Source organism: Psychrobacillus sp. Z16_25 (assembly GCF_056856695.1).
In genome coordinates this window covers 1-13,517 of record NZ_JBXEOV010000033.1, presented here as the reverse complement: position 1 = coordinate 13,517, position 13,517 = coordinate 1, and the positions used below count along the sequence as shown (strand labels likewise).

Annotated in this window: 13 protein-coding genes, 1 tRNA gene, 1 other RNA gene and 1 other annotated feature; of the genes, 2 read left to right on the top strand and 13 right to left on the bottom strand. The window is 39.0% G+C overall.

Translation table 11 applies throughout. The features are described from left to right. Window positions 1-135 precede the first annotated feature (135 nt). The 6 genes from AC1VU3_RS17440 to ffs all read right to left on the bottom strand — a co-directional run bounded on the left by AC1VU3_RS17440 (window position 136) and on the right by ffs (window position 3,777). Window positions 136-393 (bottom strand): pro-sigmaK processing inhibitor BofA family protein, encoded by a 258-nt coding sequence (locus AC1VU3_RS17440; protein ID WP_480390702.1) that lies wholly within the window; start codon window positions 391-393, stop codon window positions 136-138. Window positions 394-451: 58 nt separating this feature from the next. Continuing rightward, window positions 452-664, bottom strand: a complete 213-nt coding sequence (locus AC1VU3_RS17435; RefSeq protein WP_480390701.1) for a YaaL family protein — start codon at window positions 662-664, stop codon at window positions 452-454. A 12-nt stretch (window positions 665-676) separates the two neighbouring features. Further along, window positions 677-1,273 (bottom strand): recombination mediator RecR, encoded by a 597-nt coding sequence (recR, locus tag AC1VU3_RS17430; protein ID WP_480390700.1) that lies wholly within the window; start codon window positions 1,271-1,273, stop codon window positions 677-679. Between the two features lie 12 nt (window positions 1,274-1,285). Next, window positions 1,286-1,606: a YbaB/EbfC family nucleoid-associated protein gene (locus tag AC1VU3_RS17425; RefSeq protein ID WP_480390699.1), complete on the bottom strand. Its 321-nt coding sequence runs from the start codon at window positions 1,604-1,606 to the stop codon at window positions 1,286-1,288. Window positions 1,607-1,619: 13 nt separating this feature from the next. After that, window positions 1,620-3,368, bottom strand: a complete 1,749-nt coding sequence (dnaX, locus tag AC1VU3_RS17420) for a DNA polymerase III subunit gamma/tau (protein ID WP_482984169.1) — start codon at window positions 3,366-3,368, stop codon at window positions 1,620-1,622. 141 nt (window positions 3,369-3,509) lie between these two features. Next, window positions 3,510-3,777: signal recognition particle sRNA large type (ffs, locus tag AC1VU3_RS17415), an RNA gene on the bottom strand. Window positions 3,778-3,926: 149 nt separating this feature from the next. On the opposite strand from ffs, the gene AC1VU3_RS17410 reads away from it, so the two are divergent. Beyond that, window positions 3,927-4,019: transfer RNA gene (locus AC1VU3_RS17410), tRNA-Ser, on the top strand. A 248-nt stretch (window positions 4,020-4,267) separates the two neighbouring features. On the opposite strand, the gene AC1VU3_RS17405 is transcribed toward AC1VU3_RS17410, so the two are convergent. The 4 genes from AC1VU3_RS17405 to AC1VU3_RS17390 form a co-directional block, all read right to left on the bottom strand. Beyond that, window positions 4,268-4,780 (bottom strand): GNAT family N-acetyltransferase, encoded by a 513-nt coding sequence (locus tag AC1VU3_RS17405; RefSeq protein WP_482984168.1) that lies wholly within the window; start codon window positions 4,778-4,780, stop codon window positions 4,268-4,270. A gap of 107 nt (window positions 4,781-4,887) precedes the next feature. Continuing rightward, a complete protein-coding gene (locus AC1VU3_RS17400) occupies window positions 4,888-5,556 on the bottom strand; it encodes a deoxynucleoside kinase (RefSeq protein ID WP_480390696.1) in 669 nt (222 codons plus the stop codon). Beyond that, window positions 5,557-6,189 (bottom strand): deoxynucleoside kinase, encoded by a 633-nt coding sequence (locus AC1VU3_RS17395; protein ID WP_480390695.1) that lies wholly within the window; start codon window positions 6,187-6,189, stop codon window positions 5,557-5,559. Window positions 6,190-6,295: 106 nt separating this feature from the next. After that, window positions 6,296-7,432, bottom strand: coding sequence for a glycosyl hydrolase family 18 protein (locus AC1VU3_RS17390; RefSeq protein WP_480390694.1), 1,137 nt, complete (start codon window positions 7,430-7,432; stop codon window positions 6,296-6,298). A 75-nt stretch (window positions 7,433-7,507) separates the two neighbouring features. On the opposite strand from AC1VU3_RS17390, the gene tadA reads away from it, so the two are divergent. After that, window positions 7,508-7,978, top strand: coding sequence for a tRNA adenosine(34) deaminase TadA (tadA, locus tag AC1VU3_RS17385; protein ID WP_482984167.1), 471 nt, complete (start codon window positions 7,508-7,510; stop codon window positions 7,976-7,978). A 21-nt stretch (window positions 7,979-7,999) separates the two neighbouring features. Here tadA and serS read toward each other — a convergent pair whose 3' ends face one another. From serS to guaB, 3 genes are all read right to left on the bottom strand, one after another. Then, entirely contained in the window at window positions 8,000-9,274 is a 1,275-nt protein-coding gene (gene serS, locus AC1VU3_RS17380) for a serine--tRNA ligase (protein ID WP_480390692.1), read from the bottom strand. A 52-nt stretch (window positions 9,275-9,326) separates the two neighbouring features. Further along, window positions 9,327-9,535, bottom strand: a binding site (T-box leader). Between the two features lie 210 nt (window positions 9,536-9,745). After that, window positions 9,746-11,080, bottom strand: a complete 1,335-nt coding sequence (locus tag AC1VU3_RS17375) for a serine hydrolase (protein ID WP_482984166.1) — start codon at window positions 11,078-11,080, stop codon at window positions 9,746-9,748. Between the two features lie 142 nt (window positions 11,081-11,222). Further along, window positions 11,223-12,689 (bottom strand): IMP dehydrogenase, encoded by a 1,467-nt coding sequence (guaB, locus tag AC1VU3_RS17370; RefSeq protein WP_480390690.1) that lies wholly within the window; start codon window positions 12,687-12,689, stop codon window positions 11,223-11,225. Between the last annotated feature and the right edge of the window lie 828 nt (window positions 12,690-13,517).

Genomic DNA, 13,517 nt, shown 5'->3' with positions numbered 1-13,517 from the left:
ATATCTTGACGTTTTGCATGTTCAGTTTTCAATGTTCATCGTGTTGCCAAGTCGTTATTACCTCTCGGCGACTTCTACTATATTACTCTCATTCATTTCATAAGTCAACACTTTTTATAAACTTTTTTATATAAATTATATAAAGATAGAAATAGCCACTACTGACGCTACTCCAGGCACTCCTAATACCGCCACTACAGCTCCTGTGAACAGGTTTATAGGAATGCTGTATCCAATCATCCCTAAAAGCAAGTGAACACCGAATAAAACTAAAAAAGAGAATCCTAATCTAAACAACAAAATAGAAACTCCTTCAAAAACAGAAGAAAAAGAGCTTTTTAAAAATAAAAAGAGTAGTAGTACCACCGAACAAATAATAATCGTCAACTTCATGTGTATCCCTCCATAAAATTAGTGTGCTTATTATATGAGGCTAGTACTACTAATTATTCTATTTAATAACAATGTTTCTGACCTTGGCTTCTTTATATAGATAGAAGTGCACACTCTCCGCAATCTTTCTTTTTGCGATAGCATCTAAGTCATAATCATTTAAATGACCTTCTATTACCATTGCTTGCTGCCAATCATCCTTGGTTGCCTTCATTAATTCCACGAACTGATCGTCAAACTCTTTTTTTAGTTTTCCTTTTCGAAAAAACAAATTCAAAACCCCTTATAACTCTCTTCTTCCTTCTAATGCTTTGGATAAAGTTACTTCATCGGCATATTCTAAATCTCCACCTACAGGTAAACCATGAGCAATCCTTGTAGTTTTTATACCGGATGGTTTTACAAGACGGGAGATATACATAGCAGTTGCTTCCCCTTCAATGTTTGGGTTAGTCGCTAAAATAAGCTCTTCCACTTGTGTATCTTGTAATCTTTTAAGTAAAGAAGGAACGTTAATATCCTCTGGGCCTATCCCATCCATAGGAGATATTGCACCATGAAGCACATGATAGAGGCCGTTATAGTCTCGCATTTTCTCCATCGCGATAACATCTTTCGTATCTTGGACCACACATATCATAGATTTATCTCTGGAATGGTCCCGGCAAATACTACAAGGGTCTACGTCAGTGATATGACCACACACAGAACAATAGCTTAAATTTCTTTTGGCATCTACTAGAGCCTTCGCAAAATCTAGTACAGTGTCTTCTTTCATTGTTAAGACAAAAAATGCCAGACGGGCCGCTGTTTTCGGCCCAATCCCTGGCAATTTCATAAAACTATCTATTAGCTTAGATATTGGTTCAGGATAATGCATGATTTATTCCTCCTAGAACATGCCAGGAAGGTTCAATCCTTTCGTGAATTGTCCCATCGTGCTGTTCGCAGTTTCTTCCGCTTTTTTCATTGCCTCGTTTGTTGCAATGACAATTAAATCTTGAAGCATTTCTACATCATCTGGATCTACTACAGCAGGGTCTAGTGCAACCTCTATTACTTCTTTATGTCCAGTAACGGTTACTTTCACCATTCCACCACCAGCAACGCCCTCGAAGTGTTGGTTTCCTAACTCTTCTTGTGCCTCAGCCATTTTCTTTTGCATTTTTTGCATTTGCTTCATCATACCTTGCATATTACCCATTCCACGCATTTAATTTTCCTCCTTAGTCATCATGTATTTCTACAAACTCTTTTCCAAATAACTTTTCTGCTTCTACTATTAATGGATCTTCCGAAATCTCCTCAGGTCCTTGTAAAAGCTCCAATGCCTCATTCTCTGCATTGTTGTTCTCAGCGCTGTCCGTGCTGTTTCCTGTTTTTAAGCCATTCTGTTTAATGAAATCTTCTCTAATCTTTAGCCAACTTTCTTCTGGCACATAAACAATCTCATATACTTTCCCTGTTATGTTGGCGATTAACTGCGGAAATATAGTGGAGAATGTTTTATTTTCCATTGCCATCTGACAATGAATATCGTATTTAAATTTTAACACAAATGCACTTGAAGATGCTGCTACTGGCTCAGCATCATTTAATAAAGCTGCATGTGACTTTTGAAGTTGCTGCAATATATTTGCCCATTGTGCTTTAATCTCTTGAATATCAGTCTTTGTAGCCGTCTTTAAGATTTCTTGGATACGACCACTTGATACTTTCACACCAGAGGAAGCTTTTGTTCTCTGTCTCTTTGGAGAATCAGCCTGAGTAACAGGACTTCCTTGGGCTACTACACCTTGAGCAATTTGTTGCTGCAGTTGTTGAATTTGGCTTTCCAACATAGAAATTTTCATTTCTAAATCTGAGCTACCAACTCCCGCCTTTTGCTTGGAAGAAACCTGGGAGAGTCGAATAATAGCTGTCTCTAGATAAACCTTCGCATGGTTTGAAAAACGCATCTCTTGCTGTGTATCAGTCAAGATAGATATGCTCTTATATAATACATCTACTGGAAACTTATTTGCTAATTGTAGAAAAGCTTCATCTCCTGATGCTATTTCTAAGAGCTCTGTTTGGTCTGGAGCAACTTGTAAAACAAGTAAATCACGATAAAAAGTAATAAAGTCCTCTGTTAGACGAACAGGATCTTTTCCGTCCTCCACCAGCTTTTCGACGCTACTTAAAGCACTTGCCACATTTTTCTCCAGTAGCGCATCAGCGAGCTGGTAAAAGACTTCTTGCCCAATAGAGCCAGTAACCAGTAGTGCATCTTCTATGGTCATCTTTTCTCCACTAAATGAAACCACCTGGTCTAGCATACTAAGCGCATCCCGCATTCCCCCTGCGGCAGCCTGAGCAATTATCTTTAACACGCCCAAATCATACTCAATGCCTGCATCGGTCAATACCTCTACCATTCTATCCACTATATCGCTTGAGGTGATTCGTTTAAAATCAAATCGCTGACATCTTGATATAATGGTCAATGGTATTTTATGCGGCTCTGTAGTAGCTAGTATAAAGACAGCGTGTGCAGGTGGTTCTTCCAATGTTTTTAATAAAGCATTAAAAGCACTCGTAGAGAGCATATGCACCTCATCGATGATATACACTTTATATCTTGCATTCGAAGGTGCAAAGCGAACCTTTTCAATAATATCTCGCATTTCCTCTACACGCGAATTAGAAGCGGCGTCAAACTCAATGACATCTGGGTTTGATCCTTCCGTGATGCTTATACAGGTGTCACAGGTATTACAAGGCTCTTTTGCTGGGCCATTTTCACAATTTAATGCCTTAGCAAATATCTTGGCAGCACTTGTTTTACCTGTACCTCTTGGGCCTGAGAATAAATACGCGTGAGTGGTTTTATTGTAAAGGAGGGCATTTTGAAGGGTTTGCTTTATATGAGTTTGGCCGGACATTTCCGAAAAAGATTGTGGTCGGTATGCACGATAAAAAGCTTGATACGACAACAAATTCCCCTCCTGTCTCTAAATTTTCAAGTCTGTTTCCATTATACCATAAAGAACAGATAACAGCTCCATAGAACCGGAGCTTAAACAAATAAAAAACTCATTTGTCAGCTGACAAATGAGTTAATAGGTTATGTAATGCCGTGCACCTTCCTTCGATTGAAACACATAAGCGGCAACCTTGTCGTTAACTCGATCTAGGCAACCCCGCGGCACATGAGAAAACACCACTTAATGCTGCTTCCTTCCGGACCTGACATGGTTCATGGGTACCCATTGCGCAGGACCCAAATGTCAACATCACGTGCAAGGACCAGACCCTACATGTATTCAACCTCAGAGAAGGAGTTCAGTCTCGCTAGAGCGGATTGCGAGTTACAAGACACCGCTACCTTCCCACCTAGCACGGCAATAACTAGTATACTTATTTTCTTTATAAAAAGCAATGGATAGATATTCATATAGTGGTAGGGAAAAATGCTAAATACTTTCACTTTGAAAGTATTTCAAATTTGTTGACTTTGTTTTTTATACATGTTAAATTAGTTCTTGTACTTCGGAGGAATACCCAAGTCTGGCTGAAGGGATCGGTCTTGAAAACCGACAGGCGGGTCAAACCGCGCGGGGGTTCGAATCCCTCTTCCTCCTCCATTTTTTGATATAACACACACGCATAAATTGGAGATTAGTCTGTTACATTAAGTAACGGATTTCTCTTTTGTTTTATATTTCAGAATATTAATACTTTTTTATTTTGTTCCATGAATTTATATTCATGGTTTTTTTGTCTGGTTCTAGCGCATTGCACCACAAGGTCAAATGCAGATTTACTGAGGTGCTACCTCCTCGCCATTCCTCGTTTACTTATAGGGCATCTATACGTGAAGTGTTTATTGTTCTTATCCAATGAACTTACTCATCAATATATCGTCCACATACTCTCCAGGGCGAAGTTTCGCTTGTTTTACTCTTCTTCCCTCTTCCTTAAAACCATTCTTAGCATATAAGTGTATCGCTCGCTTATTATTTGAGAAGACCTCTAGCGATATCTTTTCGATAGTTCCCTGTTCTTTCGCCCAGTCAAGCATCCTCTTGATAAGTAAGCTGCCAATCCCCTTACCTGTAAATGATTCTTGAATACTCATTCCAAACATCCCTTGATGCTTAAACTTTTCTCTAGCAGAGAGCTGGAGGTTTAAAAGGCCAATAATTCTTCCTTCACTTTCCACTACTAGCATGAGCCCCCGCTCCCCATGTAGACGAATCCACTCTTTTTCTTCCTCTAGCGTTGGATGAAATTCTTCTAATGTTGTTGCCATAAAATCAGCATTCTCTTTGAGCACTTGTCTTACATGTAAAATTACTTGCTCTGCATCATTTTCAGTTGCATTGCGAATAGTTATTCCTTCCAATCTTCTCCCCCCTCTATATCATATATTCTTTTTTCAACCATCTATTCCTTTTTAAAAATAGAAAAACTCTACGAGCTAATCATTGGATCGGCTCGTAGAGTTTCTTATTATTTTAGTAATGAAGTTGTATGTGCCATAAACTGCCCAATTCGTTCTACAATAGCTTCTACATCTTGTGGATTTTGAAGCACATCGTAATCATTAATATTTAATCTTAAAACAGGACAAGCATTAAAGCCATCAATCCATTTTTCATAGCGCCCATGCATCTCTTCCCAATAGGAAAGTGGTGTTTGCTGCTCCATAGGTCGACCTCTTTCATGGATACGGTCAATGACATCATCTAATGATCCTTCTAGATAGATTAACAAATTTGGATGTGGAAAGTATGGAGTCATAACCATTGCTTCAAAAAGGCTTGTATACGTTTCATGGTCCACCGGTTCCATTGTCCCTTTTTCTTTATGCATTTGAGCAAAAATTCCTGTATCCTCGTAGATAGAGCGGTCTTGAATAAAACCTCCACCATATTCAAACATTCTTTTTTGCTCCTTAAAACGCTCCGCTAAAAAATAGATTTGCAAATGGAAGCTCCATTTAGAAAAGTCTTCATAGAAACGATCTAAATATGGATTGGAATCTACTTTCTCAAATGAAGTTCTAAAATTCAATGCATCCGCCAATGCTTTTGTCATCGTAGATTTACCTACTCCTACTGTACCTGCGATTGTGATAACAGCATTTGATGGAATACCGTACTTTTCTCTTAAATTCATCTATAAACTCCTTCTATGCAGTGTTGCATCAACTTTTTCTAAGATATTTTCTAAATCTTTACTGTTTTTTACAAAGTCTATCTCATCGCCATTAAAGCGTAAAACCGGTATATGTGGATGGCTCTTTTCAAAATCATCGATAAACATACGATAATCTTCAGAAAGCTGCTCTAAATAAGCTTGGCTAATTTTTTTCTCAAATTCTCTTCCTCGCATATCAATTCTATCCATTAATACGTCAATACTTGCATCCAAATAAATAACCATATTAGGTACAGGCATATTTTTCGTAAGTATTTGATAGATATCCTCATACTTGCTATATTCATTTGAATTTAGAGTACGTTTGGCAAAAATTAAATTTTTAAATATGTGGTAATCAGCTGCCACTGGCTTGTCTTGTGATAAGTATTTTTTTTCAATATCACTTAACTGTTTGTAACGATTACACAGAAAGAACATTTCCGTTTGAAAGCTCCACTCTGCAATGTCTTCATAGAATTTATTTAGAAATGGATTTTCGTCCACTATTTCCTTAAGCAATTCAAATTGATATGTATCAGCAATCGCCTTTGCTAGGGAAGTCTTTCCTACCCCGATGGGACCTTCTACTGTGATAAATGGAATAGACATTAGCTTTAACCTCACTATAATTTTTCAAATCGTACCCTTTATTTTAGCATAGCTAGAAAATGAAAAATAGAGCCTAATTGTCTTTCCAAAGAAAGACAACGAGACCCTAAATTTTTCTAATTCGGAAATTGTCATTTAACAGATACCAGTTTTGCGGAAAAGAAAAGCCACTATGCCAATAAGAAATACCTCTTAAACCCAGTTCCTTTAATAAATCAAACTTTGCTTGTATGGACCTTGCATCCTCAAACCATACTTCATGCTCCTTCCCTTCTCTCCAGTAATGGAAGAAAGGTGCCTGAGCCTTTGTGTCATATTCAATTGCAGCATTTCTTTCTCTAGCAATTTGAATAGCTTGCTGAGGATTAATGGCTCTCGCAAAAGGATTCCCCGGTTTATAGGGAAGTGTCCAATCATACCCATATAAATTTTGTCCCATTAAAATCTTATTGGCTGGTATATCTGTAACCGCATACTCTAACACGTTTCTTACAGGACCGATTGGAGAAACAGCCATCGGTGGACCACCGCTGTACCCCCACTCATACGTCATAATAACAACAAAATCCACTATCTCGCCAATAGCCTTGTAATCATGCCCCTCATACCATTTGCCCTTCTGATTAGCACTAGTTTTTGGAGCTAAACTAACAGAAAAAGTATAACTAGGAGCAAACGCTTTAAATTCTCTTAAGAAAGCGACATAGTTTTCCCGATCCGTGGGCATGATATATTCAAAATCCAGATGAATATGCTTGGTTCCTCTTCTTTCTGCCTCTGCTACCGTTTCTGTAAACACACGTCTCTTTACCTGTTCATTTGTAAATATCTCATGGGCTAATGTATCACTGAATGCGTCTTCTTCTAAGTTTGCAATCACAACCACTGTCTCGACTTGGTTTGCTTGAGCAATTTCCCCTAGTGTACCCCAATTAAGGGGCTTGAGCGTTCCATCCCTTTTCACTTCATAAGTAAACGGCATCATATAAGTTAGATATGCCGCTACATCCTCGACCTGCTGAATTACCTGATTTGATGGAACTTCTGTATACCATTCTACATATAAGTTAGATTCGATTTGTGGTCTGCTAGCACTTGGGGTTGTTGGTAATACTAACGCCTGCCCAATCACCAACACATCTGGATCTTCTATTCGGTTAATAGAAGCAAGGGTAGCACTGTTCGTATTAAATTGTTTCGCAATAGAATATAAGCTGTCGCCTTGTTTCACTACGTAAATCAATTTATCACTCCTTCGCATTACCTTATGCATACCATCTACAAAACATGCTAAAATATGCGAGAGGAGTTGACTCCAATGGATGAAAAATACATGACATTAGCAATAGAAGAAGCAAAAAAAGCGGAAGCAATGGGTGAGGTGCCGATTGGCGCAATTATTGTGTATGAAGAAGAGGTTATTGGAAGAGGACATAACCTTCGAGAAACAACTCAAAATGCAACCACGCATGCAGAGATGCTAGCTATCCAAGAAGCTTGTGATAAGGTAGGTAGCTGGCGTTTAGAAGATACTACTATGTATGTTACGTTAGAGCCTTGTCCTATGTGTGCAGGAGCCATCCTACAATCACGTATTCCTCGAGTAGTATACGGTGCAAGGGACTTGAAGGCTGGTTGTGTTGATTCCCTATATCACCTGCTACAAGATAATCGATTTAATCATACTTGTGAAGTCACAGAGGGTGTCTTAGCGGAAGCATGTGGCGAGTTGTTAACAAATTTTTTTAGAGAGTTAAGAGCGAAAAAAAAGAACCAAAAACGTGTTTGAACACGCTAATGGTTCTTTTTTTTACTTGATTACAGTTTTTCCACCCATATATGGACGAAGGACCTCTGGAATTACTACAGAGCCGTCCGCTTGCTGATAGTTCTCTAAGATAGCAGCTACTGTACGACCGATTGCAAGACCACTTCCGTTTAATGTATGCACATATTCTGGCTTCGCACCTTGCTCTCTTCTAAAGCGAATACCTGCACGGCGTGCTTGGAAGTCTTCAAAGTTACTGCAAGAAGAAATTTCTTTATATTCTCCATAGCTTGGTAGCCAAACTTCAATATCATACTTTTTCGCAGCCGTGAAGCCAAGATCTGCAGTACACATTAATAATACACGGTATGGTAAGCCTAGCAGCTGTAATACCTTCTCTGCATGTCCTGTTAACAACTCTAATTGCTCATAAGATTCCTCAGGCTTCACAAAGCGTACTAGCTCCACTTTATTGAATTGATGCTGACGAATTAAGCCACGAGTATCTCTTCCTGCAGATCCCGCCTCAGAACGGAAGCAAGCACTGTAAGCAGTGAATGCTTGTGGCAGCTGGTCACCATCTAAAATCTCGTCACGATAGAAGTTTGTAACTGGTACCTCTGCCGTTGGAATTAAAAAATAATCCTCTTCATTTACCAAGAATGCATCCTCTTCAAACTTTGGAAGCTGTCCAGTACCAGTTAAGCTTGTGCGATTTGCCATATACGGTGGAAGCATCTCTTCATAGCCATGTTCTTCAGAATGCAAGTCCATCATAAAGTTTAGTAAAGCACGCTCTAATCTTGCTCCCAACCCACGGTAGAATGCAAAACGACTTCCTGTTACCTTAGCAGCACGTTCAAAATCAACAATCTTAAGGTCCGTTACAATATCCCAATGTGCTTTTGCTTCAAAGTCAAAGTTCGGAACCTCTCCCCATTTGCGGATTTCTACGTTGTCATCCTCAGAATCGCCAATTGGCACACTGTCATGAGGAACATTTGGAATACGCATCATCATATGCTCAAACTTTTCTTCTACTTCTCTTAGCTCCTCGTCTAGCCCTTTAATTTCATCTCCAACCTCACGCATACGAACGATTAGGTCATCCGCATTTTCCTTATTGCGTTTCATTTGAGAGATTTTTTGAGAAACCTCGTTACGTTCTGCCTTTAATACCTCTGTTTTTGCAATTAAGTCACGACGCTTTTGGTCAAGTGGTTGGAACTGATCAAATTCTGAGATATCTTCTCCACGCTTTGCAAGCTTCGCTTTTACTTCTTCATAATGATCTCGAACAAATTTTACATCTAACATGAATATTCCTCCTTTAATTAGTAAAAAAAACGACAAAAAAGCCCTCATCCCCAAAAGGGACGAGAGCATACCCGCGTTACCACCCTGATTGACTCACTTTCGTAAGTCCGCTTGTCAAATAACGGCTTTTCAACCGGCCATAGCCTACTCATTCAGCTATGCAACTCAAGGACGGATTCACAAGGGCCTCTATCAGCTTCCACCAGCCGCTGACTCTCTACAAAAAACTTACTTGCTACTGCTTCCTATCATCGTTTTTAGTTCATGAAATTACTCATACTTTACTATACGTTTGAAGTTTTGGCAAGTGAATCCTTCGAAAAATAGCCTTTTTCCCTGAGGAGCTAATAGAGGCACTTCAGATAAAACAAGGAGAAAGCCAAGCAATATAAAGGAATCATACAAATAAAAGAATTTTCTTTTCTTAACCAAATAAAAAAGGGCTATGGAAATATCCATAACCCTAAGTTTTTAAAATAAGCCACTTATAAAGTCTGTCGTACTTGACCACAGACCACTGAAGAACTTACCTATCCCTTGGAACATCAAGCTAATCCAGCTAGCTTTTTCTACTGATTCAGTTGTCACTACGTCCACATCAGTACCATTGTCCATTATATAGCCATAGTCCGTGCCTTCTGTTTTTTCTATTTTTACTTTCCCCACTACGGTCCCTTTTTCTATAGGAGCTTCTATTGTCTCATTAGTAGGGACAAAAATAGCCTTGTACAGATCTTTTTCACTTGGCTTGATCATCATGGAAATAGGCTCTTTTGTTGCAATAGCTACTTCTTTTTCTTTCCCTTTTAAAACTTCTAATGTTTCATTACCAGGAATTTGATATCCCTCTGGAAAAAGATCTACCTTTGTGAATTGAGAAAAACCATAATCAAATAATGCTCTTGTAGCATCGAAACGCGCCTCATAGGATCCTTCTCCATTAGCATCTACTGCTTTCATCACAACTGCAATTACACGCATTCCGTTTCTTGTAGCAGTCCCAGTGAAAGAGTGTCCAGCGAAATCTGTCGTACCAGTTTTTAAGCCATCTACACCTTCATACTCATACACTAGCCCAGGTAACATCCAGTTCCAGTTGCTCATTTTAATTGCGTCGCTTGTCCCTTCACGGAAGGTTTTCTTAGGAATTTTTGTTGTTTCTAACACTTCCGGATAATCCTTTAATAATAGATAAGCTAATCGTGCCACCGAGCTTGCAGGCATTACATTTTCATCAGAAGCCCCTGTGCTAGCTGGATGCATTCCTTGCAAATCAGCATTATTTAAGCCGGTAGAGTTTACAAACTTTGCACCCTCCAAGCCCATTTCAGCTGCTTTTTCATTCATTAATTTAACAAAATTATCTTCTGTTCCTGCAATTGTTTCCGCAATAGCAATGGTAGCTCCATTTGCAGAGTAAATTGCCATTGCCTCGTATAATTCACGAATACTGTACGCACCATCCTCACGTAATGGTACATTACTTAAACGTCTATCTTGAGAAATTTTATATGTATATTCATTAACTGAATATTGTTGATCCCATGAAATTTTTCCTTCTTCAATTGCTTCAAAAAGAAGGTATTCTGTCATCATTTTTGTCATACTTGCAATTCCAAGAGGCGTGTCCGCATTTTTTTCATATAATATTTTTCCAGAGTCCGCGTCAATTAGAATAGCTGCATCTACATTCAAATTTAGGTTATCTTCTGCATTTGCATTAAGAGAAAATCCAAATACAAAAGAAACTAGGAACATCGGAAGTATAAGCCACTTCACTATCGATGTTTTCCAAACTTTATTCACTGTTGTACCTCCATCTTTAATTTTATCATTGCCCATTTTATCATACTTTGTCCATAAAAAGCATAGTGGATTTAAAAAGCACCCATTCGGCCTATATGAGGACGACCGGTGGGTGCTAAAAGTTCGTTATCTCTTTTACTTTTTATGAAATGGAGTAGTTTGGTGCCTCTTTTGTGATTTGTACATCATGCGGATGACTTTCACGTAAGCCAGCCCCAGTCATACGAATAAATTGAGCGTTTTCACGAAGCTCCTCTAATGTACCAGTACCGCAGTAACCCATTCCTGCTCTTACCCCACCAAGTAGCTGATGAATTGTATCAGCAAGTGGTCCTTTGTATGGCAAGCGACCTTCGATTCCTTCTGGAACTAATTTTTTTGCATCCTCTTGGAAATAACGATCCTTCGATCCCTTTTCCATAGCTCCAATAGAACCCATGCCACGATATACTTTAAAACGTCTACCTTGGAAGATTTCTGTTTCACCTGGACTTTCTGTTGTACCAGCTAATAAGCTTCCAAGCATGACAACATGTCCACCTGCAGCAAGAGCTTTTACGATATCTCCAGAAAACTTGATTCCTCCGTCTGCAATAATTGCTTTTCCAGCTTTTCTTGCTTCTGTCGCACAGTCATAGATAGCTGTAATTTGAGGAACCCCTACACCCGCAACAACACGAGTAGTACATATAGAACCTGGTCCAATACCGACCTTTACAATATCAGCTCCCGCTTCATACAAAGCTTTCGTTGCTTCTGCAGTAGCTACGTTTCCTGCTATGATATCTAAATCAGGATATGCATTTCGAATGCTTTTCACTGTATCTATAACACCTTTTGAATGACCATGTGCAGTGTCAATTACGATAACATCTACTTGTGCTTTTACAAGCTTCTCTACTCGAATCATCGTATCACTTGTCACTCCTACAGCAGCTCCAACAAGTAAACGACCATGCTGATCTTTTGCAGCGTTTGGAAATTCAATTACTTTTTCAATATCCTTAATCGTAATTAAACCTTTTAGAATTCCATTATCATCAACGATCGGTAATTTCTCAATCTTATATTGCTGTAGAATTTTTTCGGCGTCCTCTAATGTGGTTCCTACAGGAGCGGTAACAAGCTGCTCTTTTGTCATTACCTCGTTGATTGGTAAAGAGTAATCCTGGATGAAACGCAAATCACGATTCGTTATAATTCCTACTAACCGCAATTCTTCTTCATTATTTACAATTGGTACACCTGAAATACGGTATTTACCCATTAGATGCTCTGCATCGAATACTTGATGCGTAGGAGTTAAATAGAATGGATCTGTAATAACGCCATTTTCAGAACGTTTTACTGTTTCTACCTGCTCTGCTTGTTCTTCGATACTCATGTTCTTGTGGATAATGCCTAATCCGCCCTGACGAGCCATAGCAATAGCCATTTTCGCTTCAGTAACTGTATCCATACCTGCACTAATCACCGGGATATTTAATTTAATCTTTTTTGTTAACTGTACTGATAAATTAATATCCTTTGGTAATACTTCGGATTTTGCTGGGACCAATAAAACATCATCAAACGTAAGTCCTTCTTTTTGAAATTTAGTTTCCCACATTACTATGACTTCCTCCTCGGTTTTGAATATTATTACAAGGTTATCAGCGACACCCATGAGTGTCAAGAACCCACAAATTTTATATTTATTTAGACTTTTCTATAAAATTTTAGTATTTTTCTATTCTAAGTTGGATATATAGTCATGTCAAATAGAGAACTCGAGCAAATAAGAGTAACCTATAACAAATCATCCTACGAAGATTTCCCTAACATCTAGAATTAGTCTCCATTTCCCTCTACCTTTACCTTTTAGTCCGGCACAAATGAGATTAAAATTAGTTTATCCGAGAGGAATTGCTCCCCGAACGAGAGTATTCCTCCCGTAAATGAGAGTAACATTTATGATACTGCGGAATAGAGTGGAATTTTGGATTTTCTACTTATCTAGGAGACTGGCAGGCATCGGCCATGCCTTCACCAAACTTGTTTTTCCTATTTAGATAGTAATTGTGGTGGGGAGAATGCCTCAGGATATTTCCCTCCTTTTAGTCCCGCACGAATGAGAATAAATTCGGCTTATCCGAGAGTAAATGCTCCCCGAACGAGAGTATTCCCACTGAACGAGAATAAACCTTGTCTAACTGAGAGTAAACAGCAGCTAAACGAGAGTAACCACCACCTATCCGAGAGTATTTCACCCGTGAATGAGAGTAAACCCATTTACCTTGACGACTGTCTCTATCAACTACATAATCTCTTTCTCTTCCCGTGTCTTTTTTGACCAATAGAAAAAGACCGCCACCGATTTTACTCGGTGACGGCCTTGCTGTTGCCTAGCGACGTCCTACTCTCACAGGGGGAGACCCCCAACTACCATCGGCGCTGA

Coding starts and splice junctions, on each gene's coding strand:
- AC1VU3_RS17395 (WP_480390695.1), bottom strand. CDS start 6,189: ATGTCTATTCCATTTATCACAGTAGAAGGTCCCATCGGGGTAGGAAAG.
- AC1VU3_RS17425 (WP_480390699.1), bottom strand. CDS start 1,606: ATGCGTGGAATGGGTAATATGCAAGGTATGATGAAGCAAATGCAAAAA.
- serS (WP_480390692.1), bottom strand. CDS start 9,274: ATGTTAGATGTAAAATTTGTTCGAGATCATTATGAAGAAGTAAAAGCG.
- AC1VU3_RS17400 (WP_480390696.1), bottom strand. CDS start 5,556: ATGAATTTAAGAGAAAAGTACGGTATTCCATCAAATGCTGTTATCACA.
- recR (WP_480390700.1), bottom strand. CDS start 1,273: ATGCATTATCCTGAACCAATATCTAAGCTAATAGATAGTTTTATGAAA.
- tadA (WP_482984167.1), top strand. CDS start 7,508: ATGGATGAAAAATACATGACATTAGCAATAGAAGAAGCAAAAAAAGCG.
- AC1VU3_RS17440 (WP_480390702.1), bottom strand. CDS start 393: ATGAAGTTGACGATTATTATTTGTTCGGTGGTACTACTACTCTTTTTA.
- guaB (WP_480390690.1), bottom strand. CDS start 12,689: ATGTGGGAAACTAAATTTCAAAAAGAAGGACTTACGTTTGATGATGTT.